Source organism: Neisseria sp. HMSC073G10 (assembly GCF_001812605.1).
GTDB classification, from domain to species: domain Bacteria; phylum Pseudomonadota; class Gammaproteobacteria; order Burkholderiales; family Neisseriaceae; genus Neisseria; species Neisseria subflava_A.
Window position 1 is genome coordinate 71,851 of the sequence record NZ_KV809535.1, and the last position, 25,062, is coordinate 96,912.

General features: G+C 48.0%; 25 protein-coding genes. 7 read left to right on the forward strand and 18 right to left on the reverse strand.

What is annotated here, in order from left to right; genetic code table 11:
* From brnQ to rpmG, 3 genes are all read left to right on the forward strand, one after another.
* Positions 1–1,329: a branched-chain amino acid transport system II carrier protein gene (brnQ, locus tag HMPREF2865_RS07815; RefSeq protein ID WP_070646641.1), complete on the forward strand. Its 1,329-nt coding sequence runs from the start codon at positions 1–3 to the stop codon at positions 1,327–1,329.
* A gap of 250 nt (positions 1,330–1,579) precedes the next feature.
* On the forward strand, positions 1,580–1,813 hold the full coding sequence (rpmB, locus tag HMPREF2865_RS07825; protein WP_002216391.1) for a 50S ribosomal protein L28: 234 nt from the start codon (positions 1,580–1,582) through the stop codon (positions 1,811–1,813).
* 30 nt (positions 1,814–1,843) lie between these two features.
* Positions 1,844–1,999 carry a 50S ribosomal protein L33 gene (gene rpmG, locus HMPREF2865_RS07830; protein WP_003684373.1) on the forward strand — a complete coding sequence of 52 codons (156 nt, stop codon included), beginning with the start codon at positions 1,844–1,846 and terminating at the stop codon, positions 1,997–1,999.
* Between the two features lie 223 nt (positions 2,000–2,222).
* Here the strand turns inward: rpmG and nqrM are convergent, their stop codons facing one another.
* The 18 genes from nqrM to HMPREF2865_RS07925 all read right to left on the reverse strand — a co-directional run bounded on the left by nqrM (position 2,223) and on the right by HMPREF2865_RS07925 (position 21,031).
* A complete protein-coding gene (nqrM, locus tag HMPREF2865_RS07835) occupies positions 2,223–2,444 on the reverse strand; it encodes a (Na+)-NQR maturation NqrM (RefSeq protein ID WP_070590364.1) in 222 nt (73 codons plus the stop codon).
* 17 nt (positions 2,445–2,461) lie between these two features.
* Complete coding sequence (locus tag HMPREF2865_RS07840; RefSeq protein ID WP_083309583.1) at positions 2,462–3,529, reverse strand: FAD:protein FMN transferase; 1,068 nt, start codon at positions 3,527–3,529, stop codon at positions 2,462–2,464.
* A 132-nt stretch (positions 3,530–3,661) separates the two neighbouring features.
* Positions 3,662–4,879, reverse strand: coding sequence for an NADH:ubiquinone reductase (Na(+)-transporting) subunit F (gene nqrF / locus HMPREF2865_RS07845; protein ID WP_004519569.1), 1,218 nt, complete (start codon positions 4,877–4,879; stop codon positions 3,662–3,664).
* Between the two features lie 13 nt (positions 4,880–4,892).
* Entirely contained in the window at positions 4,893–5,486 is a 594-nt protein-coding gene (gene nqrE, locus HMPREF2865_RS07850; RefSeq protein ID WP_003684365.1) for an NADH:ubiquinone reductase (Na(+)-transporting) subunit E, read from the reverse strand.
* Between the two features lie 3 nt (positions 5,487–5,489).
* Positions 5,490–6,116 carry an NADH:ubiquinone reductase (Na(+)-transporting) subunit D gene (locus HMPREF2865_RS07855; RefSeq protein WP_049329022.1) on the reverse strand — a complete coding sequence of 209 codons (627 nt, stop codon included), beginning with the start codon at positions 6,114–6,116 and terminating at the stop codon, positions 5,490–5,492.
* Positions 6,116–6,892 carry a Na(+)-translocating NADH-quinone reductase subunit C gene (locus HMPREF2865_RS07860; RefSeq protein WP_049329021.1) on the reverse strand — a complete coding sequence of 259 codons (777 nt, stop codon included), beginning with the start codon at positions 6,890–6,892 and terminating at the stop codon, positions 6,116–6,118. The genes HMPREF2865_RS07855 and HMPREF2865_RS07860 overlap by 1 nt, the downstream gene beginning before the upstream one ends.
* The gene (locus HMPREF2865_RS07865) at positions 6,885–8,117 is read right to left on the reverse strand and encodes an NADH:ubiquinone reductase (Na(+)-transporting) subunit B (protein WP_070646642.1); all 1,233 of its coding nucleotides are present in this window, start codon (positions 8,115–8,117) and stop codon (positions 6,885–6,887) included. Before HMPREF2865_RS07865 ends, HMPREF2865_RS07860 begins: the two co-directional genes overlap by 8 nt.
* 2 nt (positions 8,118–8,119) lie before the next feature.
* Positions 8,120–9,463 carry a Na(+)-translocating NADH-quinone reductase subunit A gene (locus HMPREF2865_RS07870; RefSeq protein WP_070646643.1) on the reverse strand — a complete coding sequence of 448 codons (1,344 nt, stop codon included), beginning with the start codon at positions 9,461–9,463 and terminating at the stop codon, positions 8,120–8,122.
* Between the two features lie 337 nt (positions 9,464–9,800).
* The gene (locus HMPREF2865_RS07875) at positions 9,801–11,219 is read right to left on the reverse strand and encodes a sodium:proton antiporter (protein ID WP_070646644.1); all 1,419 of its coding nucleotides are present in this window, start codon (positions 11,217–11,219) and stop codon (positions 9,801–9,803) included.
* A gap of 442 nt (positions 11,220–11,661) precedes the next feature.
* A complete protein-coding gene (locus HMPREF2865_RS07880) occupies positions 11,662–12,021 on the reverse strand; it encodes a YbaN family protein (protein WP_070460318.1) in 360 nt (119 codons plus the stop codon).
* A 14-nt stretch (positions 12,022–12,035) separates the two neighbouring features.
* Complete coding sequence (locus tag HMPREF2865_RS07885; protein WP_070460316.1) at positions 12,036–12,632, reverse strand: DUF1415 domain-containing protein; 597 nt, start codon at positions 12,630–12,632, stop codon at positions 12,036–12,038.
* Positions 12,633–12,749: 117 nt separating this feature from the next.
* Positions 12,750–13,232 (reverse strand): Lrp/AsnC family transcriptional regulator, encoded by a 483-nt coding sequence (locus tag HMPREF2865_RS07890; protein ID WP_003684427.1) that lies wholly within the window; start codon positions 13,230–13,232, stop codon positions 12,750–12,752.
* Positions 13,233–13,634: 402 nt separating this feature from the next.
* The gene (locus tag HMPREF2865_RS07900) at positions 13,635–14,108 is read right to left on the reverse strand and encodes a pilin (RefSeq protein WP_070460313.1); all 474 of its coding nucleotides are present in this window, start codon (positions 14,106–14,108) and stop codon (positions 13,635–13,637) included.
* A gap of 104 nt (positions 14,109–14,212) precedes the next feature.
* Positions 14,213–14,662: a pilin gene (locus HMPREF2865_RS07905; RefSeq protein WP_070460312.1), complete on the reverse strand. Its 450-nt coding sequence runs from the start codon at positions 14,660–14,662 to the stop codon at positions 14,213–14,215.
* 792 nt (positions 14,663–15,454) lie between these two features.
* Entirely contained in the window at positions 15,455–18,013 is a 2,559-nt protein-coding gene (glnD, locus tag HMPREF2865_RS07910) for a [protein-PII] uridylyltransferase (protein WP_070646646.1), read from the reverse strand.
* A 19-nt stretch (positions 18,014–18,032) separates the two neighbouring features.
* A complete protein-coding gene (locus HMPREF2865_RS07915) occupies positions 18,033–18,329 on the reverse strand; it encodes a helix-turn-helix domain-containing protein (protein ID WP_070646647.1) in 297 nt (98 codons plus the stop codon).
* A 431-nt stretch (positions 18,330–18,760) separates the two neighbouring features.
* The gene (locus HMPREF2865_RS07920; RefSeq protein WP_070646648.1) at positions 18,761–19,201 is read right to left on the reverse strand and encodes a TIGR01244 family sulfur transferase; all 441 of its coding nucleotides are present in this window, start codon (positions 19,199–19,201) and stop codon (positions 18,761–18,763) included.
* A gap of 78 nt (positions 19,202–19,279) precedes the next feature.
* A complete protein-coding gene (locus HMPREF2865_RS07925; protein WP_070646649.1) occupies positions 19,280–21,031 on the reverse strand; it encodes a M61 family metallopeptidase in 1,752 nt (583 codons plus the stop codon).
* A gap of 332 nt (positions 21,032–21,363) precedes the next feature.
* Here HMPREF2865_RS07925 and ccoN point away from each other — a divergent pair, with 332 nt between their 5' ends.
* From ccoN to ccoP, 4 genes are read left to right on the forward strand one after another with little or no spacing between them, the layout of a single operon-like run.
* Entirely contained in the window at positions 21,364–22,797 is a 1,434-nt protein-coding gene (gene ccoN, locus HMPREF2865_RS07930; protein ID WP_210399358.1) for a cytochrome-c oxidase, cbb3-type subunit I, read from the forward strand.
* A 24-nt stretch (positions 22,798–22,821) separates the two neighbouring features.
* Positions 22,822–23,433, forward strand: a complete 612-nt coding sequence (gene ccoO / locus HMPREF2865_RS07935; protein ID WP_063075589.1) for a cytochrome-c oxidase, cbb3-type subunit II — start codon at positions 22,822–22,824, stop codon at positions 23,431–23,433.
* 4 nt (positions 23,434–23,437) lie between these two features.
* Positions 23,438–23,635: a cbb3-type cytochrome oxidase subunit 3 gene (locus tag HMPREF2865_RS07940; RefSeq protein ID WP_003748776.1), complete on the forward strand. Its 198-nt coding sequence runs from the start codon at positions 23,438–23,440 to the stop codon at positions 23,633–23,635.
* On the forward strand, positions 23,635–24,981 hold the full coding sequence (gene ccoP, locus HMPREF2865_RS07945; RefSeq protein WP_083309584.1) for a cytochrome-c oxidase, cbb3-type subunit III: 1,347 nt from the start codon (positions 23,635–23,637) through the stop codon (positions 24,979–24,981). Before HMPREF2865_RS07940 ends, ccoP begins: the two co-directional genes overlap by 1 nt.
* The last annotated feature ends 81 nt before the right edge of the window (positions 24,982–25,062 follow it).

The window sequence follows — 25,062 nt, forward strand, 5'->3', positions numbered from 1 at the left end:
ATGAATTCGACGACAAGTCATAACAAAGCTTCTTTATGGGCGGTAGGCTTAATGCTGTTTGCCCTGTTTTTTGGGGCGGGGAACCTGATTTTTCCTGCTTTTTTGGGACAGCAGGCCGGTGATAACTGGCTTTCGGCGATGTTTGGCTTTTTGCTGACGGGCGCAGGTTTGCCATTGTTGGGCGTGATTGCCGTCGGTTATTCCGGCTCGCGTGATGTGGAGGCACTGGCTTCCCGTGTTGCGCCTTGGTACGGCGTGACTTTTGCCACGGCGCTTTATTTGGCAATCGGCCCTCTGTTTGCCATGCCGCGTACGGCAACGGTATCTTTTGAAACTGCAATTTCTCCTTTCATTGATGAATCTTGGAAAAATATCGCATTGGCCGTATTCAGCCTGGTGTTTTTCGGCATTACTTATTGGCTGTCGATTTCTCCGGGTAAGCTGGTTGACCGTATCGGTAAAATCCTCACGCCTGTTTTGTTGTTGTCAATTGCGATATTGGTCGGCTATGCCGCCATTAACCCGATGGGCGTGCCGCAGGCGGCGCAAGGCGATTTTGCTACTCATCCGTTGGTTAAAGGCATTTTGGAAGGCTACGGCACCATGGACGCGCTGGCTTCGCTGGTGTTTGCCATTATCGTCATTGATGCCGTTCGCGCCATGGGCGTGGACAACCGCGCGGACTTGCTGAAGACCACGACGATTTCCGGTGTGTTGGCGGCTTCTTGTTTGGCAGTGGTTTACCTGTTTATCGGCTATATGGGCGCGACAGGCGTAGCCGGTATCGGCTTGCAGGAAAACGGCGCGTCGGTTTTGTCTAAAACCGCACAGCACTATTTCGGTACGGCCGGTATTGTGTTGCTTGGCGTCATGGTGCTGCTTGCCTGTCTGAGTACGGCGGTTGGCTTGATTACTTCATGCGCCGAATATTTCAACCGTCTTTGCCCGGGTATTTCTTATAAAATCTTTGTGATACTGAATACGGTGGTGTCTATCCTGTTGGCCAACAAAGGCCTGTCAGCGATTTTGCAGTTTTCCATCCCTATGTTGATGCTGTTGTATCCGCTGACCATCGTTATTATTCTGCTGGCTTTGACAGATAAACTGTTTGGCGGTGGCCGTATTGTCTATTTCTGCACCATGATGGCTGCCCTTGTGGTCGGTTTGCTCGATGCCTATAAGGCCGCGTTTGGATTTAATGCCGACACCGCTGCTGCCATCGAGCGCGCATTGCCGTTTTACAATATCGGTTTAGGGTGGGTTGTTCCCTCTTTAGCCTGCTTTATACTCGGCTGCATTTTGAATGCGGCATTGAAGAAAAAGGCATGACGATAAACAGGCCGTCTGAAATGTTCAGACGGCCTGTTTATTTCGCCGACCACGCAAACGACAGATGATTTTTTTAAAGAAATCCGTTATAATTGAAAAGTTAAGGCTTTGCGGAATACCGTTTCGCAGATGCAACATATTGAGAAGATTTATTTCCACAAATCCCGTTTTTTCAGCAAACGACTTGAACTGAAGGCGGATTTCGTGGTATAAATCGCGTTTTACTATTTTAGAAGTTTGGAGACTAACCATGGCACGAGTTTGCAAAGTGACCGGTAAGCGCCCGATGTCTGGCAATAACGTATCACACGCCAACAACAAAACCAAACGTCGTTTTTTGCCTAACTTGCAATCACGTCGTTTCTGGGTAGAAAGTGAAAACCGCTGGGTTCGCCTGCGCGTTTCTAACGCTGCATTGCGCACCATCGATAAAGTAGGCATTGATGTCGTATTGGCTGATTTGCGTGCTCGCGGCGAAGCTTAATTTAAACACCATTAATTAAGGATTACTGCAATGCGCGATAAAATCAAACTGGAGTCCAGTGCTGGTACTGGCCACTTCTACACAACTACTAAAAACAAACGTACTATGCCTGGCAAACTGGAAATCAAAAAATTTGACCCAGTAGCCCGTAAACACGTTATTTACAAAGAAACTAAATTGAAATAATCTGGTTTCTTCCAAGAAAAAGCTCCTGTTTTTCAGGAGCTTTTCTTTTTTCTCGATTGGTTTGGGAGGCTTGTTTCAAATGTGTATGCAAGATATTTTTGGATTGCTTTGTAAGAGGCAAAATAAAAGAGCGTGTATCCATTGGGATTACGCTCTTTTATTTTTCAGACGGCCTGATAGGGGATAAGCATCCTTACATCACTAATAAATATTCAACAACGACTTAATGATCGATCTTGATGCCTTGGTTGTCGGAATGTTGTTTTTTATCCAGCTCTTTTTGCAAGGTATCGCATGGCGTGTCGCAATCGCACATTTTCTTCATGCCGAGCGAGGAAATGCCGCCGCAGCTGCCTTTGATGGTGCGTTTAGAGAAAATATAGCCGACTGCCATGCCGAGGATGACAATGATAAAGATGCCGAAAGTCAGAAGAAGGGTTTTCATGTGTGTATTCCTGAAGATTAGTTTAATAATTTCTTGAATGCGTTGGACATTTTAGTATGGTAGCCGCCTTGCGGGGTCCGGATGATAAGGAAAACGGCGAGATTTTCTTGCTCGGCAAGTTTAAGTGCTTCAGTTTCTCCGAGAACGAACAATCCGGTGGAAAGGCCGTCTGCAAGTGTGGCGTTTTCTGCTACTACGCTGATGGAAGCAAGGTTGTGGCTGATGGGTTGTTTGGTTTTAGGGTTGATGATATGGGAAAGGCGGCGGCCTGACTTATCGACATGGAAAATACGGTAGTCGCCGGATGTGGCCAGTGATTTATTGTCTAATGGAATGGTGATTTGAGTGGCGCCGCCTTGAACGATATTAGGCTGCTCGATGCCGATACGCCAAGGGTTGCTTTGCGCATTGTGGCCTTTGCCATGCAACTCGCCTCCGATTTCTACCAAATAATTGCCGATATTGAGTTTTTCAAGTTCGGCGGCGGTTTTATCCACGCCAAAACCTTTGGCGATGGAGGATAGGTCTAAATAGACTTCGGGATGGGTTTTGGTGAGTGTAGGCTGCTGACCATCTTGGGAAAGTTTGAGTTTGTTCGTACCGACCATTTCTGAAGCATGTTGAATTTCTTGTGCAGTCGGTTCGTGTGTGATTTCTTTTTGCGGACCGAATCCCCAAAGGTTGACCAAAGGGCCGACGGTTACGTCTAGTGCGCCGTGCGTCAGTTTGTTTAAACGCAAGGCTTCGCCGGTTACATAGGCAAAGTCTTGGGAAATGGGCATGGCCTGATTGACGGTGCTCAGCTGGTTGAATTGGCTGATTTCGGAATCGGTCTGGTAGGTAGACATTTGCCGATTGACTTCTTTAAGTGCATCATCAATGCGTTTTTGTATTTCGGCAGGGGAGGGGAGTTTGTCTTGGCCGTCTGAAAGATATTTGACGGTATAGGTCGTGCCCATGGTCTCGCCTTGCAGGGTAATGGTTTGTTGTTTTTCAGGTTGGCAGGCAGAGAGCGTGAGTGCGGAAACGATGGCAACGGTACAACCGATTATCGGACGGTAAAATGAATTTGAAAGAAACGGCATAAGGGATTTGCGGATTATTTTTTGAAGCCTTTATTGTATCGTAAAAGAAAGGTTCAGGCCGTCTGAAAGTATGGTTTTCAGACGGCCTGCCAATAAAAAAGGAAGAAACCGAAGTTTCTTCCTTTTTGTTTGTTAGCCGCCGAAATCGTCCAAGAGGATGTTTTCGTCTTCCACGCCCAAGTCTTTGAGCATTTTGATGACGGACTGGTTCATGATCGGAGGGCCGCACATATAGAATTCGCAGTCTTCCGGAGCTTCATGGTTTTTCAGGTGGTTTTCGTAAACCACGTTGTGAATGAAGCCTGTGTAACCGTCCCAGTTGTCTTCAGGCAATGGGTCGGACAGGGCAACATGCCATGTGAAGTTCGGGAATTCTGCTGCGAGTTGGTCGAAGTCTTCGACATAGAACATCTCGCGTTTAGAACGTGCACCATACCAGAAGGTAATCTTACGTTTGGAGTTCAAACGTTTCAGCTGGTCGAAAATGTGGGAACGCATAGGAGCCATACCCGCACCACCACCGATAAATACCATTTCGGCATCGGTATCTTTGGCAAAGAATTCGCCGAACGGACCGGAAATCGTTACTTTATCACCGGGTTTAAGCGACCAGATGTAAGAAGACATTTGTCCAGGAGGCGCATCAGGTACGCGTGGAGGAGGCGTAGCGATACGCACGTTCAGCATAATGATGCCTTTTTCTTCAGGATATGAAGCCATAGAGTAGGCACGCAAAATCGGCTCGTCCACTTTGGAAACGTATTGCCACAGATTGTATTTGTCCCAGTCTTCGTGGTATTCCTTAGGAATGTCGAAGTCTTTGTAGGCAACAGTGTGAGGAGGGGCTTCAATTTGGATATAGCCGCCGGCGCGGAAAGGAACTTCTTCGCCTTCTGGAATAGCAAGCTTGAGTTCTTTAATGAACGTTGCTTTATTGTCATTGGAGATGACGGTGCATTCCCATTTTTTCACACCGAACACTTCTTCCGGTACTTCGATGTCCATGTCGGTTTTAACGTTGACCTGACAAGACAGACGGCAGCCTTCGCGCGCTTCGCGTTTGCTGATGTGGGATAACTCGGTTGGCAGAATGTCGCCGCCGCCGCTTTTCACGACAACACGACACTGACCGCATGAGCCGCCGCCACCGCAGGCGGAAGGAACGAAGATGCCTTGGCTGGCAAGCGCACCCAGCAGTTTGCCGCCGGCAGGCATCGTCAGCTCTTTTTCGTTATTGACTTTGATGGTGATGTCGCCTTCGCTCACCAATTTGGATTTGGCAAACAGAATCATCAGTGCCAAAACCAAGACGATGAGGGTAAACATCACGATACCTAAAATAATCTCCATGCCGATTCCTTTCTTATAACTGGATGCCGGAGAACGACATAAACGCCATTGCCATCAGGCCAGCGGCGATAAAGGTAATGCCCAAGCCTTTGAGGCCTTTAGGGACGTCCGAATATTTCATTTTTTCGGTAATGCCCGCCAAAGCGACAATAGCCAAAAGCCAGCCCAAACCTGCACCGAAACCATATACAACAGACTCGCCGAAGTTGTATTCGCGTTGCGCCATAAACGATACGGCACCGAAAATCGCGCAGTTTACGGTAATCAGGGGCAGGTAGATACCCAATGCGTTGTAGAGGGCAGGGACGAATTTATCCAAGAACATTTCCAAAATCTGCACCAAAGCGGCAATCACGCCGATGAAGGTGATGAATTTCAGGAAGGTCAGGTCCACACCTTCAACCAGCGCGCCGTCTTTCAACAGCGAGTAAACCAGTTGGTTGGCTGGGACGGACAGGCCGAGTACGAAAGTTACAGCCACGCCCAAACCGAATGCAGTGGATACTTTTTTAGAGACCGCCAAAAATGTACACATCCCCAAGAAGAAGGAAAGTGCCATGTTTTCCAGAAAGACGGATTTTACAAAGAGGCTTAAGTAATGTTCCATGTGTTATTTCTCCGCCTGTTCAGGTTTCCAAGTGCGCAGACCCCATACCAAGAAGCCGATGATGAAGAACGCGCTAGGGGCGAGCAGGAACAAGCCGTTGGTTTGATACCAGCCGCCGTCTTGTACGGTTTGGAAAATGGTGTAGCCAAAGAGCTTGCCTGAGCCGATCAGTTCGCGGATGGTTGCGATGATGATCAACATCATGCCGTAACCTGCGCCGTTACCGATACCGTCAACCAAGCTCTCCAAAGGAGGCTCTTTCATGGCGAATGCTTCGGCACGGCCCATCACGATACAGTTGGTAATAATCAGGCCGACGAATACGGACAGCTGTTTGGACAGCTCATAAGCAAAGGCTTGAAGCAGTTGGTCAACCAGCGTTACCAAGGAAGCAACAATCGCCATTTGCACAATAATACGGATGCTGTTGGGGATGTAGTTGCGTACCAATGAGATGAAGAAGCTGGAAAAACCGGTTACCAAAGCTACGGAAATACCCATTACGATGGCCGTCTGAAGTTTGGTGGTAACCGCCAAAGCCGAACAAATACCCAAAACCTGCAAGGCAATCGGGTTGTTGTCGATAAAGGGTGAAAACATCAAATGTTTCAAGCGTTTCATGTCAGCCATTATTGTGCTCCTGCTGATTTTAATTTGTTCAGGTAGGGGATATAGCCGTTTTCGCCGAACCAGTAGTCGAACGAACCTTGCACACCTTTAGACGTCAGCGACGCGCCGGAGAGGGCATCTACGCCGTGTTCTTTGTCCGAACTTGCGCCTTTGCCGACGTGCAGGGCAAATTTGCCTTGTTCGTTAAACAGTTTTTTGCCGACGAATTTTTGTTGCCACAGAGGATTGCCGATTTCGCCGCCCAAACCCGGGGTTTCACCTTGGTCGTAGTAGGTGATGCCGTTGATGGTGTTGCCGTCAGGTTGAATGGCGACAAAACCGTACATGACAGACCACAAACCGTTACCGTGCATAGGCAGGATGATTTGGCTGACTTTGCCGTCTTCGCCTTTTACCAAGTAAACCTCAGTGTATTTGGCACGGCTTTTGATGCCTGCCAAATCGTCTTCAGGTTTGATTTGGATGCTTTGGGCAGGGTCTTTGCCGGCAACGCGTGCGCTGAAGTCTTTAGGCGCATCGGCGACGTATTCGCCGGTAGCCAAGTCCACGACACGTTGCTCGATACGCTCGGCAAAGGTTTTGCTGATGTCGGTGTTTTTATCCATCAAACCGGCTACGCTCAAGATATAGCCTTGTTTATCTTGGAGTTTTTGTTTCTCTTGGATTGGTTTCAAGCCGACGACCGCACCAGCAACGATGATGGAACAAATCAGGCTGACAACCAATACCACAATCAGCGTGCCGCTGAAGCTGTCTTTATCGAATTTCTTAGCCATTGCTGCGCGCCTTTCTGCGTTTGATGTTCGCTTGTGCGACGAAATAGTCGAAAATCGGGGCAAACAGGTTGGCAAACAGAATCGCCAACATCATGCCTTCGGGGTAAGCAGGGTTGACCACGCGGATCAACACGCACATTACACCGATGAGCGCTCCGTACCACCATTTGCCGACATTGGTAAAGGAAGCGGAAACAGGGTCGGTCGCCATAAACAGCATACCGATGGCGAAGCCGCCGACTACCAAGTGCCAGTACCAAGGCATGGAGAACATGGCGTTGGTGTCCGAACCGATGAAGTTAAACAGTGAAGACATGGCAATCATACCGATCATCACGCCAGCGATAATGCGCCAAGAGGCAATACGGGTGAACACGATAAACGCGCCGCCGATTAAGAGCGCCAAAGTGGATACTTCGCCGATTGAGCCGGGCACGTTACCAATAAATGCATCCATCCAAGAAATGGCTTGACCGGTTACAGCGTTTTTCAGGCCGTCTGCACCGTGTGCCGCCCATTGCGCCAAAGCAGTGGCACCGGAATAGCCGTCAACCGCAGTCCAAATGGTATCGCCGGTAATATTGGCAGGGTAGGCAAAGAACAGGAACGCACGGCCTGCAAGAGCAGGGTTCATGAAGTTTTTACCTGTACCGCCGAATACTTCTTTCGCAACCACAACGCCGAAAGAAATACCCAAAGCCGCTTGCCACAAAGGCAGAGTAGGGGGAACGATCAAAGCAAACAGAATCGAAGTCACGAAGAAACCTTCGTTGATTTCATGTTTGCGTACAGTGGCGAACAAGACTTCCCAGAAGCCGCCCACAACAAATACAGTCGCGTAAATCGGCAGGAAGAAAATCGCGCCGAACAGCATTTTGCCCAACACGCCCGCTTCAGACGACATATTGATGCCCAAAGCGTTGGCAAGGGCGTAATGCCAGTCGTTGGCGATATTTTGTTGCAGCAAATCAGGCGTTAACGCACCGAATGCCTGTACGCCGACGTTGTACATACCGTAGAACATGGCAGGGAACAAAGCCAGCCACACCAAAATCATCATGCGTTTGGAGTCGAGCGCGTCGCGGACGTGTGCCGCTTTGCGCGTTACCGCGCCGGATGTGTAGAAAATCGTCGCCGCAGCTTCATAGAGGGCATACCATTTTTCATGTTTGCCGCCCGGCAGGAAGTGCGGTTCGATTTTTTCAAGAAAATGTTTCAAGCCCATAATCAGCCTTCCTTCTCAATGGTTTCCAGCACCTTGCGCAACAGCGGGCCGTATTCGTATTTGCCCGGGCAGACGAAGCTGCACAAAGCGAGGTCTTCTTCGTCCAATTCCAAGCAACCCAATGCCTGAGCGCTGTCGGTATCGCCGACGATTAAATCGCGCAGGAGCAGGGTAGGCAGGATATCCAAGGGCATTACGCGCTCGTAAGTGCCGATCGGTACCATGGCGCGGTCGCCGCCGTTGACGGCTGTGTTGAACTTGAAGAGTTTGTTTTTCAGGAAATGGCCGAGGGTTGTGCGCGTGATGGAGTATTTATCCGGTTGTGGCGCAACCCAGCCGAACAGCTCTTTGCTGCGGCCTTCTTCGATAACGGAAATCTGATTGTGGTAGCGGCCGAGGTAATCGTGCGCGCCTTGTGCAATCGCGCCGTTCAATACCGAGCCGGAAATCACGCGGTTGTCTGCGTCAACCAATTCGCCCGCAGTAATTTGCGATACTTTCGCACCCAAAACGGTACGCAAGAGGCGCGGTTTGTTGACTTGAGAACCTCCCAAGGCAATTACGCGCTCGGTGTTCAGACGGCCTGTTGTAAACAAACGGCCAATGGCAATCACATCTTGATAATTGATTGTCCAAACAGTTTTGTTCGCACCGACTGGCTCGATGAAATGAATGTGCGTGCCGCTCAAACCGGCAGGATGCGGGCCGCCAAATTCATGTGTTTCGATGTTGGCAGCGTTTTCAGACGGCACGTCTGCGCCGGCTGCTTTACACACATGGATTTTACGCTCGGTCAGGCGGCTCAATACCAACAGGCCGCGTTTGAAGTCTTCGGCAGCTTCTTTGATGATGACCGTAGGATCGGCAGCCAGCGGATTGGTGTCCATCGCATTGACGAAGATGGCGAACGGTTCGGCATCAACGGCAGGAATTTTGCTGAACGGACGGGTGCGCAGCGCAGTCCACAAACCGGATTGGATCAGGTTGCGGCGCACTTCTTCGCTGCTCAATTTTGCCAGCGCTTCAGGTGCGTAGCGATCGAACTCGATTTCGTCGTTGCCTTCAACGGCAATCACGACTGACTGAAGTACGCGCTTTTCGCCACGGTGAATAGCGGCGATTTTGCCTGAAGCCGGAGCAGTAAATACTACGCCCGGATTCTTTTTGTCTTCAAACAGCACTTGGCCTTTTTTGACGGCTTCGCCTTCCTTGATTTTCATCGAGGGGCGCATGCCGACATATTCTTCGCCAAGCAACGCGACTTCGGTAATGGCCGGGCCGTCATAAATGACTTGCTCCGGTCTGCCCGCGATAGGCAGGTCTAAGCCTTTTTTTATCTTAATCATAAGGATGCGTTACTTTTTGGTGGGTTGAGATTCGGATGTCGGATTGTTTTTTCAGACGGCATGTAATGCTTTGAAATAAAGGATGGGCCGTCTGGAAAAAGCAGAGGTTTGCTATAAAAACAACGAATAAACGCAAACAACAAAGCTTTAGATTTTATCAGGTATAGGCTGCTTTATGTCAGTTTTACGCTTATTTTTACGGGAAAAGTGGGAAAAAAGTAGGAGTATGTAATCGAGTGTTAAGAGAAATAATTTTTAACTGATTGATATTTAAACGCTATGTTTGATGATATAGCTGAAAATAAAAGGCCGTCTGAATTTCAGACGGCCTCTAAGTTTAAAAGAGCTGCCAAACGAAGAAAATCATCGTATGCAGGGCAAACAGCGGTACCAATACAATTACCGACCATGCCATGTAGCCGAAGAAGGAAGGCATCGGTACGCCGCGTTGTTCGGCAATGGCTTTGACCATGAAGTTTGGCGCATTACCGATATAAGTGAGCGCGCCCATAAATACGGAACCCATGGATACTGCCAGTAGCGAATGGAACAGATGGCCTGTCATCAAGGCTTGGGCATCGCCACCGGCCATATTGAAGAACACCAAATAAGTCGGCGCATTATCTAAGAATGCCGACAAAATGCCGCTCATCCAGAAATACATCACATTAATCGGATTGCCTGCCGCGTCGTGAACCAAAGAAACAACAGAAGCCAATGCGCCTGTTTCACCGGCTTTCAAAATTGCCAAGACGGGGGAAATGGTAATGAAAATACCCAAAAACAGTTTGCCCACTTCGGCAATCGGCTCGAAGTTGAACTCATTGCCTGCGCGTACCTGTTTGGGCGTAATAATCCAAGATACGGCGGTCAAAGCCAGCAAAATGCCATCGCGCATCAGGTTTTGCAAGGCGTAATGGCTGCCCAAGATTTCAAAGCCCGGATGATTTGGTTTCCACAAGCCGGACAATAAAACCGCGCCGACTACACCGGCCAGCAACAGGAAATTCCATTTGCCGTAAATTTTGACTTTTTCTTCTTTATCGGAAGGAGCAGGAGCAAGGTGTTCGCTTTGTTCACGGTTGAAGTGTCGGCTGTCGATGATGTAGAAAACGGCCAGTAAAACCACAGAACTGATCAATACAGGCATCAGCATGTGTTTGACCGTCCACATGAAATCTACGCCTTTCAGGAATCCTAAGAACAGCGGAGGATCGCCTAAAGGAGTCAGACCACCGCCGATATTTGCCACCAAGAAAATGAAGAAAATCACAATGTGAACGCGGTAGTGGCGTTTATGGTTGGCTTTCAAAAGCGGACGAATCATCAGCATCGCCGCGCCTGTTGTCCCCATGATGGAAGACAAAGCCGTACCGACTGCCAACAGGATTGTGTTCAATTTAGGCGAACCATGCAAATCGCCGCTGACAAAAATACCGCCTGAAATGGTATAGAGCGCCAAAAGCAGCAGGATAAAGGGGATATATTCTTCAACCAATGCATGGGCAACGGTATGTACGCCGGCTCCGAAACCAAAGGTTACGATGAATGGAGTTAAAAACAGCAGCGTCCAAAACGCCGTAATTTTGCCGAAGTGGTGGTGCCAAGTATGGGAGAAAAACAGAGGTCCGAGTGCAATAGACAAGAGAATCAGTGCAAACGGCAGACCCCAAAGCAGGCTTGCGGATGAGCCGTCAAAATCGGATGCCGCAGCAGGAAAGGCGGCAAGAAGCAGTAAAAATGAGAGATAGCGCATAGTATTTCCTTTTTATTCTGTTGCGCCGTGAGGAACTTCGTTGAGAAAGCACGGCGGTGAAATATTCAGGCCGTCTGAAAATATCCAGACGAACTGCGCGGTGGTGTCAGGGGAAAGTATAACGCAAAGCAAGTGTTAAGGGACGGTTTAGAGTGTTGGAATCAAAAGAAATGTTGATACAAATAAAGAAATAAAAGGGAGGGAAGTAGTCGAAAGTAGTAAAAAAATGTTTTTGAAACAGGAGTTTGAAATATTGAAAATAATGCTATCGAAAAAATACTTTGAATTAATTTTAGCTAAAATTTACATTTGATTGAATAAATGGAGGCCGTCTGAAAAATGAGGATGAAATAGGGTGTTTTAGTCCTTACTGATTGTTTTAATGGATAAATTAGGTGTGAAAATAAAAAACAGGTAAGCGAAAATGCCCACCTGTTTTATTTTATGCCTCCGGCCGTAACCACATCCACACTGCCACGCAGCTACAGAAGACTGATGAAACGGCACCCATCCACCAGCGTTCTGGAAATTGCCAAAACATAAACAGGCAAGAAAGGGCCATCATGCCGATAGCGAAGAATTTTGCCTTGCGTGGCACGGCGCCGTTATTTTCCCAGTTTTGTATGATCGGGCCGAAATGGCGGTGATGATACAGCCAATTGTGAAAGCGCGGCGAAGCTTTTGCCCAGAAGGCGGCGGTCAATAAAATGAAAGGCGTAGTCGGCAGTAATGGCAGGAAAATGCCAATAATGCCCAAGACGAGCGACAATGCGCCGCAAAAAATCAATAAATAGCGAACCATATTCCCGTCACCAATTATTTGTTTTCAGACGGCTTGTGATGTGGAAATGGACAACGCGGAATGTCTAATTTATCCCAGCCCTCATGCCCCATTTTTTCCAGCAGCGCGATATTGCGGTCAAAAATTGCCGAGGCATCGGGAAATGCTTCAGCCGCTTTGGCAATACTGTCTTCACGAATCAAGTGCAAAGTCGGGTAGGGTGAGCGATTGGTGTAGTTGCTGATGTTGTCGGCTTCAGTGCCTTCAAATTGGAAGTCAGGATGGAACGGCGCAATTTGGACAATGCCTTCCAATTCGTTTTCTACAACGGCATCATCGGCGATTTCCAACATTTGGTTGAAGGTTTCAAAATCAGGGAACAGCGTTGGATGAACCAGTAAAGTGGTTTCCAATTCCGAAGCGGGCGTATTGCCCAGAAGCTGCAATTCACGATCCAAGTCTTCAAGGAAACCATCCAAATGACGGGCTTCGCTGACAACGATGCGAACCAGGTTTTTAACGTGCGGCGCTTTGGCAAACGGGCAGAGATTCAGCCCGATAACGGCTTTTTCCAGCCATTGTTTGGTATGTTCTGAAACAGTATTGCTATCGAGATGGGTGGTGTCAGTCATAGTAAAAGCTTATGTGAATTATTCTTAAAAAGTATACAAGTGTATGGACATGAAAGCAAACCATTGGAATTTAAAAGGCCGTCTGAAAAACAGACGGCCTTTATCGGTTTCAAATCATCAATCCTGAACCAAATGAACCAAAGGCAGAGCAGTCGTGTTTTTAATTTCTTTCAACACAAAACTTGATTGCGCATCTTGCACGCCGTGGTGCGAAAGCAGCGTGTCCAAAACAAAATGGGAAAACGCGTTCATATCGGTAAAAAAGGCATGGAGCAGATAATCGGTTTCGCCCGTTAAAGCAAAGCAGCTCAATACTTCCGGCCAAGCGCGGACAGATTCGGAAAAATCCTCGCGCGCATCTTTTGCCTTGCTAATCGATACACGGATAAAAGCCTGCAAACCCAAGCCCAAAGAGACAGGGGAAAGCTGGGCGGCATATTTTTGAATGATGCCAGCATCTTCAAGCTGTTTGAGACGGCGCAGGCAGGGAGAAGGGGAGAGCGCCACCTTTTCAGAAAGCTCAACATTGCTCAACCGCCCATTTTCCTGCAAAACCTGCAGAATTTTTAAATCCGTTTTGTCCAAGTTTAGATGAGGCATGATGGTTCTCCCAGTGTCGATAATATATGTTTTGAAAATGAAAAATGCTTAAAAATAAAGACTTGCATGGTTAAATTATATATTGAGTTCAGATGTGCGACAAATTGTCTTATCAGGGGTGTTGCGAATTTGTTTTATGTAGTGGTGAAAAGATGAAGGCCGTCTGAAACTAATCAAGACCAAAGTTTTATGTCATATTAGGATTGGATATAAAGAGGCCGTCTGAAAATGATTTCAGACGGCATTTATTTTCGTAATGTGATCATTCAGGCTCTTAAGGACCTTGTTTTGGAGAGTTTTGTTCTTTTGGTTTGTTCGCTTTCCGCGTTTGTATTTGGCTTTGTTTGGGGTGTTTTCTTTGCAATGTATTTGTGTGTTTTTCTTAGGGTATATGCTTGCTTCTTATCCGTGTGAGTTGTCACGGCACATGGCGGGAACCATTATCGGATCCAGCGTTCCGCCGCATTGCCAGTTGAGCAACCAAGTCGAATCGTTATGATTTCGATAAGGGGTCAGGGTCAGGACTTTGCCTTTGTTTTGCCCTTTATCGAAAGGAATGCTGATTTTGCCTGTATCTGCTTCTACAGTTACGCCACCGTTTTGGATGTATGTGCCGCCGATGCGTTGAGCGGTAACGCCGATTGAGCCTTGTTTACTGACATCCTCTGCATTGGGCAGGCGATTATTTACCGCTGAGGCAATGCTGATTTCGGTTTTCAGGTCGTCGGCAAGGTATAGTGCTTCGGAGGCTTGCGCCCTACCGATATAGTTTTGATAAGTGGGTATGGCGACAACAACCAGAATACCGAGGATGGCGATAACTATCATCAGCTCAATTAGGGTAAAACCTTTTTGGGCTTGAAATGGGGTATTCATTTGAGCGTATCGTTTTTAAGTTTTTTTTATTTTTATAAAGCAAATCCCATAATCACATTATGGGATTTGCTCTTTAAGCTTTTAAATTTGTTGGTAACAAATTATTAACGGCAAGAAGAAGGCAAGAATTTGCTATCAACAGTACCTTTCTTACAGGTCCAAGTGAAAGAACCTTTAGAAGAGGTAGCATTACCAGTTACATCAGGTGATAACATAACTGTTTTACCTTTAATATCATTATTGACATCAGTATTTTTCATTGTTGCAGTCAGAACACCATTTGTGCCTACAGCAACTTGAGCAACGTATTTACCTTTAATATCGGTAGGTGCTGCGATACCAGCCTCTGTATTATTTTTAGGCCATTTACCTTTATCTGCATAGTATTCAACAACAGCAGACTTTTGACCTTCCATCAAAGAGATGGCTTCAGAAACTTGAGCACGTGCAGTGTAGTCTTGGTATGCAGGCAGGGCGATAACTGCCAAGATGCCGATAATCGCGATGACGATCATCAATTCGATCAGGGTAAAACCTTTTTGGATTGCTTTCATTGTTTAAAACTCCAGTTTGAAAGTGTGAATAATTGTGTTTAAGTAAAAAGTCCGTAATGTGCTTGGCACTATGTATTATGAGTAAACCATAAGTAAGAAGGAATATACAGCTTCCGTCGGGCTTGCTGCTTTGAGGCTTGGGCCTTATCGGACGTGTTGTTTCAAGCAGTCGGTGTGCCAAGTGCGCAAAATTGATTAAAAAATTTATTTTTTATTTTTTATTTATTGTTTTTATTGGGATTATTTTTAAAATTTTAAATTTTGTGATGTTTTGTTTGAAAGTTTCAGGATTTTAGAGAAATTAGGGGGTTGACGTTTTTTGTCAGTTTTGTGTTTTTTGTGACAGGGAGTGTGTGCGAGTTTGGTCATGTGACGTTTTTTATCAGAAATTAATCTTGTTTCAATAATATGTTAATTGATTTGGATGGGTGGTGATTTTATGGATTAATCGGTGAGTTTAATATTTTTTGATTTTATTTTTTTGTTTTTTATGAGTTTTATTTTTTATGCGTATTTTGTTTGAATACGGATAAGGAAAAAATTTGGAAGGAAGGATTTTTGAAGGGGATTTGGCATAATAGGTGAATGAAAATTTGTTACTGAAATTATATCCATATGGGTTATGATTTTAGAATGTAGTTTTATGTCAGAAGGAAGTTTTGGTTTCGAATTTTAAGGCTTTGGATTTCTTGAGTGTTTGAGAAGGGTATATTCAGGATGTTTATATTTTTGGGTGCGATTAGGGTGAGCAAAAAATGCTCACCCTATGTTTTTAAGATGTTCAGACGGCCTTTATGGGGTTAAGACTTCGACCAATGCCTGCTTTAGGGTGTTTTGGATTTGCGGGTCTTGCAGGGATGGGCTGTAGGTAATGAAGCTGTCCTCAATGCGCTGATCCAAGGTGGTAATTTTGGCGTAGCGCAGGCTGATGTTGTGGGCGAAGAAGGTCTCGGCGATGTCGGCGAGGAGGTGGGGGCGGTTGACGGCGGTGATGTCTATGGTGTGCCAGCCGGGATAATCTTCTTCGGGGGTGATGATTACGGTAGGCGGAATGGGGATGTGGCGGATGCGGCGGCTGATGTGCGGGCGGCCGCTTTGTTTTTGGACGGTGGTATTGCCGTGGATGAAGCTGTTGAGTTCGGCTTCAAGTGCGCTTTGGCGGTCGGGATATTCTTCGGGCGGGAGATTGTCGGGGAGTTGCAGGATAAAGGTGTCAAGGATGTAGTCGTGCTCGGTGATGAAGGCGCGGGCGGCTTGGATGTCGAAGCGGTGGCTGCTGAAAATGCGGCAGAGGCGTGCGAAGAGGCGGTCGCCATTGGGCATGAACACCATGACTTGAAGGCTGTTGCTTTGGGGGAGGATACGGCTGCGGACGGCCGGACTTTGGGTGTCGTAGGCGAGGTTTGCGGTGTGCCAGAGGATTTCTCGCGTTTGATGGCGGACGTAGTATGCGCTGCCGAGGATGCGGCGGAGTTTTTGTTGGTTTTTGAGGGGAACGGCCGCGCGCGTGAGCTGATCGGTCGAGGCTTGTTCGCGTCGGTTTGGGAGGCGTTCGGGATCGTGGTGTTTGCTGTTTAAAACGGCGGCGGTGCTGTGGTAGAGGGTTTGGAGCAGACTGGCGCGCCATGTGTTCCAAAGTTTGGGGTTGGTGCCGCGGATGTCGGCAATGGTAAGCAGGTAGAGTGCGTCGAGGTATTCGCGTGTGGGAATGCGGCGGCAGAAAGCTTGGAGGACGTGCGGGTCTTGGATGTCTTCTTTTTGGGCAACGGTGGACATGAGTAGGTGGTTTTCAACCAGCCATGCGAGGAGGTGGCTTTCTTCTTCGGTGTAGTAGTGGTTGGCGGCGAATTGTTGTGCGTCTTTGATGCCTTCTTTGGCGTGATCACCGCCACGGCCTTTGGCAATGTCGTGCAACAGGGCGGCGGTGTAGAGGACATGCGGTCGTGGGTAGGCCTGCATGATGGCGCTAGCTTCGGGCATTTCGTGGCTGTGGGTTTCGATGGCGAGACGGCGCATATTGCGGACGACGGTCAGGATGTGGTCGTCTACGGGGTAAATATGGAAGAGGTCGTGTTGGAGCAGGCCGGTGATTTTTTCCCATGCGGAAAGATAGCGGCCAAGTACGCCGTAGAGGTTGAGAAAACGGAGGGTTTGGGTAAGGCCGGTGCCGTGCTTGAAGAATTGGATAAAGCGGCGGCGGTTTTCTGGATTTTGGGTGAAACGGGTGTTGATTTTTCGTGTGGCCGCCCACCATGCGCGCAGGGTTTGCGGCTCGATGGTGGTGATGTTTTGCTCCTGCATGGTTTGGATGATGGTGAAGATGTGTTCGGGATTTTGTTCAAACAGGGCAAGGTCGTTGGCGGCGATTTGGTGGCCGATGCGTTTGTAGTGGCTGTCGATGGGGTGGATATGTTGGGGACGGCTGGAGGTTTGATGGTTTTTGAGAACCGGTATGAGGATGCCGTTGAGTTGTTTGATGGCTTTGGTGGCGCGGTAGAAGGTGTGCATCAGGGCTTCGCTTCGGCCGCGGATGTCGGGTTGGGTATAGCCTAAGCTTTCGGCAACTTGGGACTGGTAGTCGAAAAGCAGCCTGTCTTCGGGGCGGTCGGCGGTAAGGTGGAGGTGGATGCGGATATTGGCGAGACGGCGGTAGCCATGGGCCAGCATGCCGGCTTCGGTGCGTGTAAGGACACCGGCGGTAACGAGGGCGGTGGGGTTGCTGTCTATGCCTTGTGCTTTGGCTGTCCAGATAAGTGTGTGGATGTCGCGCAGGCCGCCGGGGCAGGTTTTGATGTTGGGTTCGAGTTGTGCGCCTGTGCCTTGGGATTTGGTATGGCGTTGCTCCATTTCGAGGAGTTTGGCTTCGATAAAGGCGGCTGTGTTGCGACGTGTGTTGAGTTTGTTTAGAAGTTGGGCGGTAAGGCTAGCATTGCCTTGGAGATGGCGTGCTTCAAGAAAGGCGGTTTCGCCGGTAATGTCGTTTTGGGTGCTTTGGAGGATTTCTTCTATGCTGCCGCTTTTGATGGCCGGATTGAGGCGTGCGTCCCAAAGGGTTTGGATAAATTGGGTGGTTTGTTGTTGCAGGCCGTCTGAAAAAGGAGTGGAGGAAATAATCGCTAAGTCCCAGTCAGAATGGGGGTAGAGTTCACAACGTCCGAAGCCACCGATGGCAATCAGACTGATGTCATTGCTGTTGGGAAAATGGATTTGCCAGAGGGTTTGCAGCAGGGTTTCGGCAGCGGCGATATGGTCGCGGAAGTAAACGGTAGGACGGTTGTTTTGGCGGTAGGCAGTTTCTGCTGCGGCTTTTTGCTGCTGGTAGGTTTGGATGGCTTGTTGGGCGGCGGTCATGATGGTGTCTGGCTGTGAATTAGGCTTGGGTATTGGCAGGCTCGGTCATTTGGCGGAGCATCTCTTGCGGCGGAAGGAGGAGTTTGTAAGGGGCGATTTTAAGCGCGGATGCGATTTTTTCGATGTTGGAAAGGGCGATGTTCCAGCGTTTGCGCTCGACGGCGGAGACGTAGGTGCGGTCAAGTCCGCATTGGCGTGCCAGTTCTTCTTGCGACCAGCCGTGATTAACGCGGTAGAGGCGCATGTTGTAAGCGATAACGGCACGGAGGTCTTGCGGATCGGGCAGGCTTGGAGGGGGAGTGAGTTTGTTGACCATGGTATTTTGAGTTTGTGGTTTGAACGATAAGGAGATTTTATACTATTTTTGTGAGGGGAAAGGAAAGGCCGTCTGAAAGTTTTCAGACGGCCTTCAAGAGGGTAGGTATAAAAAAAAGGGGGTGGCTTTCGGCCACACCCAAACACACACACATCAAGAGGAAAGAAAAATCATTTAATAAGAGAGCTGGCTCTTATCGAGGAAACTGGAAGATTCGGGCATGGCCCTGAAGCATTGAAAGGCATTATAAATGAAAATAGGGTCAGGGTATTGATACAGGTCAATTCGGGTTTGATTTAGAAAATATATTTTTAGGATAGTGGAAATAAATTAAAAATAAGGTTTGATTGTGAATAAAAGTCATTAGGCCGTCTGAAAGATGGGTTTCAGACGGCCTTGGTTTAAAGGCTGCTACTTATATAAATTAAGTATTAAGCCAGACCTTTATCTTTGGCTTCTTGCAGGCGGGTCTCAAAGTTGCTGAGATTGACGCCTGCCTGTTCGGCTGCGGCAACTACTTCGGCTACGGATGCGCCGTGTTGCACTTGATGATAACCCCAAAGCAGGGAGCAGCGAGTACCGGTGCGGCAGAAGGCAAGAATGGGAGCCGGAGATTGTTGCAACAGATTTTGGAAGGCTGCAACATCGGCTGCGTTGATTTGAGGCGCAACGACGGGCAGGTGGGAAAATTGGTTGATGCCGGCCTCTTTAAACCAGTTTTGTACTTCGGCAAAAGCCAGTTGGTTTTCTTCTTCGCCGTCCGGGCGGTTGCAGATGACGGTTTGGATGCCGAGACGTACGGCTTCTTGGGCATCTGCTTCGGTCAGTTGGGGGGCGATATAGAGGGAGTCGGTCAGTTTACGGATGGGCATAGTTTTTCCTTTCTTTATATTAAATGGATATGTAGATTTCAGACGGCCTAGGAAGTGGCAGGCCGTTTGAAGTTTTATTTAATGATTGTACAACCAGTTTTCGAGTTTTTGGCGATCGGTAATGTGCAGCAGGGCAGTATTGGCTTCTGCTGCTTGAACTGTGATGCTGGTTTCGCGAAGCAGGCCTTGGCGGAAGAAATGGATGGTGGTGTGCGTGCCGATAGGCAGTTTGCTCCACTGTGTTGCAAGGTCGTTGCAGGCATAGCCACCTAAGGCGATGATTTTGTCTTGTGGGCAGAGTCCGGCATTTTCTGCGCTACCGCCATTAAATACATGAGTCAGGACGGCATGATCGCTGCTTTGTTTGAAACGTGCGCCCAGATCGTTGGCGGGGGCAACCAATTGGGGTTCGCTGGCAAATGCTCCGCCGTGCTGGCGTGGCAGGGGGATGAAGTCAAGTTTGACACCTACGCTTTGCAGGCATTCTGCGAGCGGAAGGTCTTCGGTGCTGTATAAGGCCGTCTGAAAGAAGGTTTCTAAATCTAAACCGGTTATTTCTTGACAACGGGATTGCCAGTGTTTTTCGGGTATGCCTTGATGAGTATTGCGCCAGTCGCGATAGTGTTGCTGCATCACGCTGTCGAGGGTGTATTTGCCTTGGCTTTTTTCACGGATGATAAGGTCGAGGCAAAGTGCGGCTAGTGCGCCTTTTTGATAGTAGCTGACGATGGCGTTGGGGCTGTTTTCGTCTTGTTTGTAGAACTTGTCCCATGCGCTGAAACTGGATTGGGCAAGTGTTTGTTTCAGACGGCCTTGGGTTTGCTGTACGCGTGTAATGCCTTGTGCAAGCAGGGTAAGGTAGGCTTCGGAGCTGATGGTTTTGCTTCGGGCTAGAAAGAGGTCATCGTAGTAGGACGTAATGCCTTCAAATGCCCAAAGTTGCTCGGTGTAGTTTTCTTGGTCGAGATTGTAAGGTGCGAAGACGGCCGGTTTGATGGATTTAACATTCCATGCATGGAAGTATTCATGGGAGAAGAGGCCGAGCAGTTCGGTATAGGCTTTATCGGCTTCGCCCATATCGTAAGATGGCAGACTGTGGCGGTCGGCAAGAAGGGCGGTGCTGCTGATGTGTTCTAGTCCGCCGTAGAGGTTGTCACCTAGATGCAATAGGAAAAGGTATTCGGTAAACGGGGCAGGGGAGGGGAACATCGCCAACTCGGTTTCGCATATTTTTTGAATATCGGCGAGGAAGCGGGTGCGGTCGAAATCGGGGTAGATACCGCTTAATGCAATACGGTGGGGAATGCCTTGTGCTTTAAAGTCGAGGAATTCGATGATGCCTGTTTCAATGGGGTGATCAATAAGCTCGGCATATGAGGCCGTCTGAAAAGTGGTCGCCGAAATTTTGGGCAGGGTTGTGGCTATCTGCCATGTGTGTGGCAGGGTAGGAAATTCGACTTGGTGCGGTTGTTCCTCTTGTCCATGTACTTTTAAGAAGAGGCATGCGCCGTCGAAAAAGCCGCGCTCGGTACTGAGGAACGAGCCGCGAACAGACAAGTCGAATGCGTAGACGGTGTAGTAAATTTCCCACGCTCCACTGAGGGCAGGGGTTTGCCAATGGTTTTTGCTGGTTTGTGTCAGCAGCTGGGCTTTGCCGTTGCAGCGCGCACTGATGTGTGTGATGTGGCGGGCAAAGTCACGGATGAGGTAGCTGCCGGGAACCCAGTTCGGCAGGCTGATTTCTGTTTCAGAATCATTGGTTTGAGTGAATGATAAGGTGATGTGCCATTCATGAGACAGAAAGTTGGGGGTGATTTTGTAATTAATCATAGCTATTGTATAGTTTGCTAAAGTTTATTAAGGATAAGTGTTTTTAAAGGTTAGGTTTAATCTATATCAATAAATTTGTACGAAAAAGGGGGCTTGAAAAAATGCTGTGTCCGATTTATTGGATATGTTTAAATAATTTATTGATTATAAAAGAAATGAGATTATCTCTCACTAAAGGTTTTATGCAATATGGAATGTAATTTTGCTTGGCATGTTGTGGTGTCTATGTTAAATTTAGAAAAATTTGAGCCTTAGCCGTATTGCGCTTTTCATAAACGTAAGGGTTGGGGTGAGATAAAAATTTTTTATACCCATAATTTATGGAGACTTCCATGGACACACAAACTTATAACTACAAAGTGGTGCGCCAGTTCGCCATCATGACTGTAGTTTGGGGTATTGTGGGCATGTTGGTCGGTGTAATTGTAGCCGCCCAATTATTTGCTCCATCCCTTGATTTATCTGAAATTGGACCTTGGTTCCACTTTGGTCGCCTGCGTCCGCTGCATACCAATGCGGTTATTTTTGCATTCGGTGGTTGCGGTTTGATCGGTACATCATACTACGTTGTTCAACGTACATGTAATACCCGTCTGTTTGGCGGTTGGTTGCCTGCATTTACCTTCTGGGGTTGGCAGGCTGTCATCGTGGCTGCGGCTATCAGCTTGCCTATGGGTTATACCCAAGGTAAAGAATACGCCGAGTTGGAATGGCCTATCGACATTTTGATTACGCTGGTGTGGGTTGCCTACGCTATCGTATTCTTCGGTACGATTGCCAAACGTAAAATCAAACATATTTACGTTGCCAACTGGTTCTACGGCGGCTTTATCTTGGCTGTTGCGCTGTTGCACATCGTCAATAATATCAGCATCCCTGCTGGTTTGATGAAATCTTACCCAGTTTACTCTGGTGCGATTGATGCGATGGTTCAATGGTGGTACGGCCACAATGCGGTGGGCTTTTTCCTGACAGCCGGTTTCTTGGGTATGATGTACTACTTCGTACCAAAACAAGCAGGTCGTCCTATTTACTCTTACCGCTTGTCCGTTGTTCACTTTTGGGCTTTGATTTTCACTTATATGTGGGCAGGTTCTCACCACTTGCACTACACCGCATTGCCTGACTGGACTCAATCTTTGGGTATGGTATTGTCTTTGATCCTGTTCGCACCTTCTTGGGGCGGTATGATCAACGGTATTATGACTCTGTCTGGTGCATGGGACAAACTGCGTACCGACCCGATTTTGAAATTCTTGATCGTATCTCTGTCCTTCTACGGTATGTCTACCTTCGAAGGCCCGATGATGTCTATCAAAACAGTTAACGCTCTGAGCCACTATACTGACTGGACTGTTGCACACGTTCACGCCGGTGCATTGGGCTGGGTGGGCTTTGTAACCATCGGTTCCGTTTACTACATGATTCCCCGCTTGTTCGGCAAAAATGAAATGTACAGCACCAAATTGGTTGAGGCGCATTTCTGGATTGCGACCATCGGCGTGGTTCTGTATATCGCTGCAATGTGGATTGCCGGTGTGATGCAAGGCCTGATGTGGGGTTCTTTGAATGACGACGGCACACTGACTTATTCCTTCGTTGAATCCGTAAAACGTACCATGCCTTACTACATGATTCGTTTCACCGGCGGTCTTCTGTACCTGAGCGGTATGTGCATCATGGCATATAACGTTTACCGTACTGCTATCAGTGGTAAAGCGGTTGATGCTGAGATTCCTGCGGTTTCTCAAACCCAACACCACTAATAATAAGAAAGATAGGCTACCAAAATGAAATTGCAACAATTAGCTGAAGAAAAAGTTGGTGTACTGATTGTATTCACCCTGCTTGTAGTCAGCGTCGGCCTTCTGATCGAGGCTGTCCCGCTGTTCTTCTCCAAGGCAGTTACTGAACCTGCACCCGGCGTGAAACCATATAACGCCCTGCAAGTGGCAGGTCGCGATATTTATGTGCGCGAAGGCTGCTACAACTGCCACTCTCAAATGATTCGTCCATTCCGTGCAGAAACTGAACGTTACGGTCATTACTCTGTTGCCGGTGAGTCTGTTTATGACCATCCGTTCCAATGGGGTTCTAAACGTACCGGTCCGGATTTGGCTCGTGTCGGCGGCCGTTATTCCGATGAATGGCACCGCATCCACCTGCTGAACCCGCGCGACGTTGTGCCGGAGTCCAATATGCCTGCATTCCCATGGCTCGCACGCAATAAAGTCGATGCCGAGGCAACTGTGGCGCATATGAAAGCCCTGCGTAAAGTGGGTACACCTTACAGCGATGAAGAAATTGCCAAAGCACCTGAAATGCTGGCCAACAAATCAGAGCTGGACGCTGTTATCGCCTACCTGCAAGGCTTGGGCTTGGCATTGAAAAACGTAAGGTAACATCATGGACGCTAACTGGGCTCGCTCGCTCTTTACTGTTTGGGTATTCATCAGCTTTATTTTAGTCCTCTATATTGTGTTCAATAGACGCAATAAGAAAAACTATGACGATGCTGCCAGCAGTATTTTCGATAATGACGAACAAAGGCCGTCTGAAAAGGACGATCAAGCTCAGTCAGTCCGTGATCACGGAGCAAAATAATGAACACAACATCCCAATTTACCAGTAGTTTCTGGAGTATATATATTGCCGTTATCGTCGTGCTCAGCTTCATCGGCCTGGCTTGGCTTCTGCTTTCGCAAAACGTTGTGAAACGCCCTAAAAAAGGCGAAGAAGTAAAAACCACAGGTCATGAGTGGGACGGCATTTCGGAGTACAATAACCCTCTGCCACGTTGGTGGTTTTGGCTTTATGTCTGCACATGGTTGTTTGGCGTCGGCTACCTGATTATGTATCCAGGTATCGGCGATTACAAAGGCCTGTGGGGCTGGAGCAGCCATGGTCAATATGAAGAAGAAGTTGCCAAAGCCAATCAGCAATACGGTAAAGTGTATGCTAAATTTTCCAATATGCCGATTGAGAAAGTGGCTAAAGACCCTGAAGCCCGTGCTATTGCACAAAACCTTTTCAATACCTACTGTATCCAATGTCACGGCTCAGATGCCAAAGGCTCCAAAGGCTTCCCGAATTTGACCGACGACGATTGGTTGTGGGGTGGCGAACCTGAAAAAATTCAGGAAACCATTGAAAAAGGCCGTACTGCCTCTATGCCAGCATGGGGTCCTGCTTTGGGTGAAGAAGGAGTGAAAAACGTAACACAGTATGTTATGTCTCTTTCTAAACCTAAAGGTCAATACGACGAAGAACGTGCAGAACGCGGTAAAGCCCTGTTTAGCGGCCCACCTGCCAACTGTTTCACTTGTCACGGCGACAAAGGTCAAGGTATCCAAGGCCTCGGCCCGAATCTGACCGACGATGTATGGTTGTGGGGCGGTACTCAAAAAGCGATTACCGAAACCATTACCAACGGCCGCAGCAGCCAAATGCCTGCTTGGGGTCACTTCCTCGACAAAGACAAGCTGCACATCATGACCGCTTATGTTTGGGGTTTGTCCAACAAAGACGGTAAAAAAGCTCCTGCTAAAAAAGCCGAGCCTGCTCCGGCAGCTCAACCTGCCGATGCTTCTGCTCCAGCGGCTGCTTCAGTTCCTGCTGCCGATAAAGCTGCTTCAGATGCTAAAGCTGCTCCTGCTGCTGAAGCCAAACCTGCTGAAAAAGCAGAAGCAGCTCCGGTTAAGGTAGACGGCAAAGCTGTTTTTGAAGCTAACTGTAAAACATGTCATGGCGGTTTGATTCCAGGCGCTCCTGTCGTAGGTAAAAAAGAAGACTGGGCTCCTCGCATTAAACAAGGTAAAGACACTCTGCACAAACATGCTATCGAAGGCTTTAATTCTATGCCGGCTAAAGGTGGCAATGGTAGCCTGAGCGATGATGAAGTTAAAGCAGCTGTTGACTTTATGGCAAATGAGTCTGGCGCAAAATTCTAATTTTGAGTCGGATTGAAAAAAGCGTACCTAATAAGGTACGCTTTTTTATATTTGATAAAACCAGACATATCAAAGAGGTGA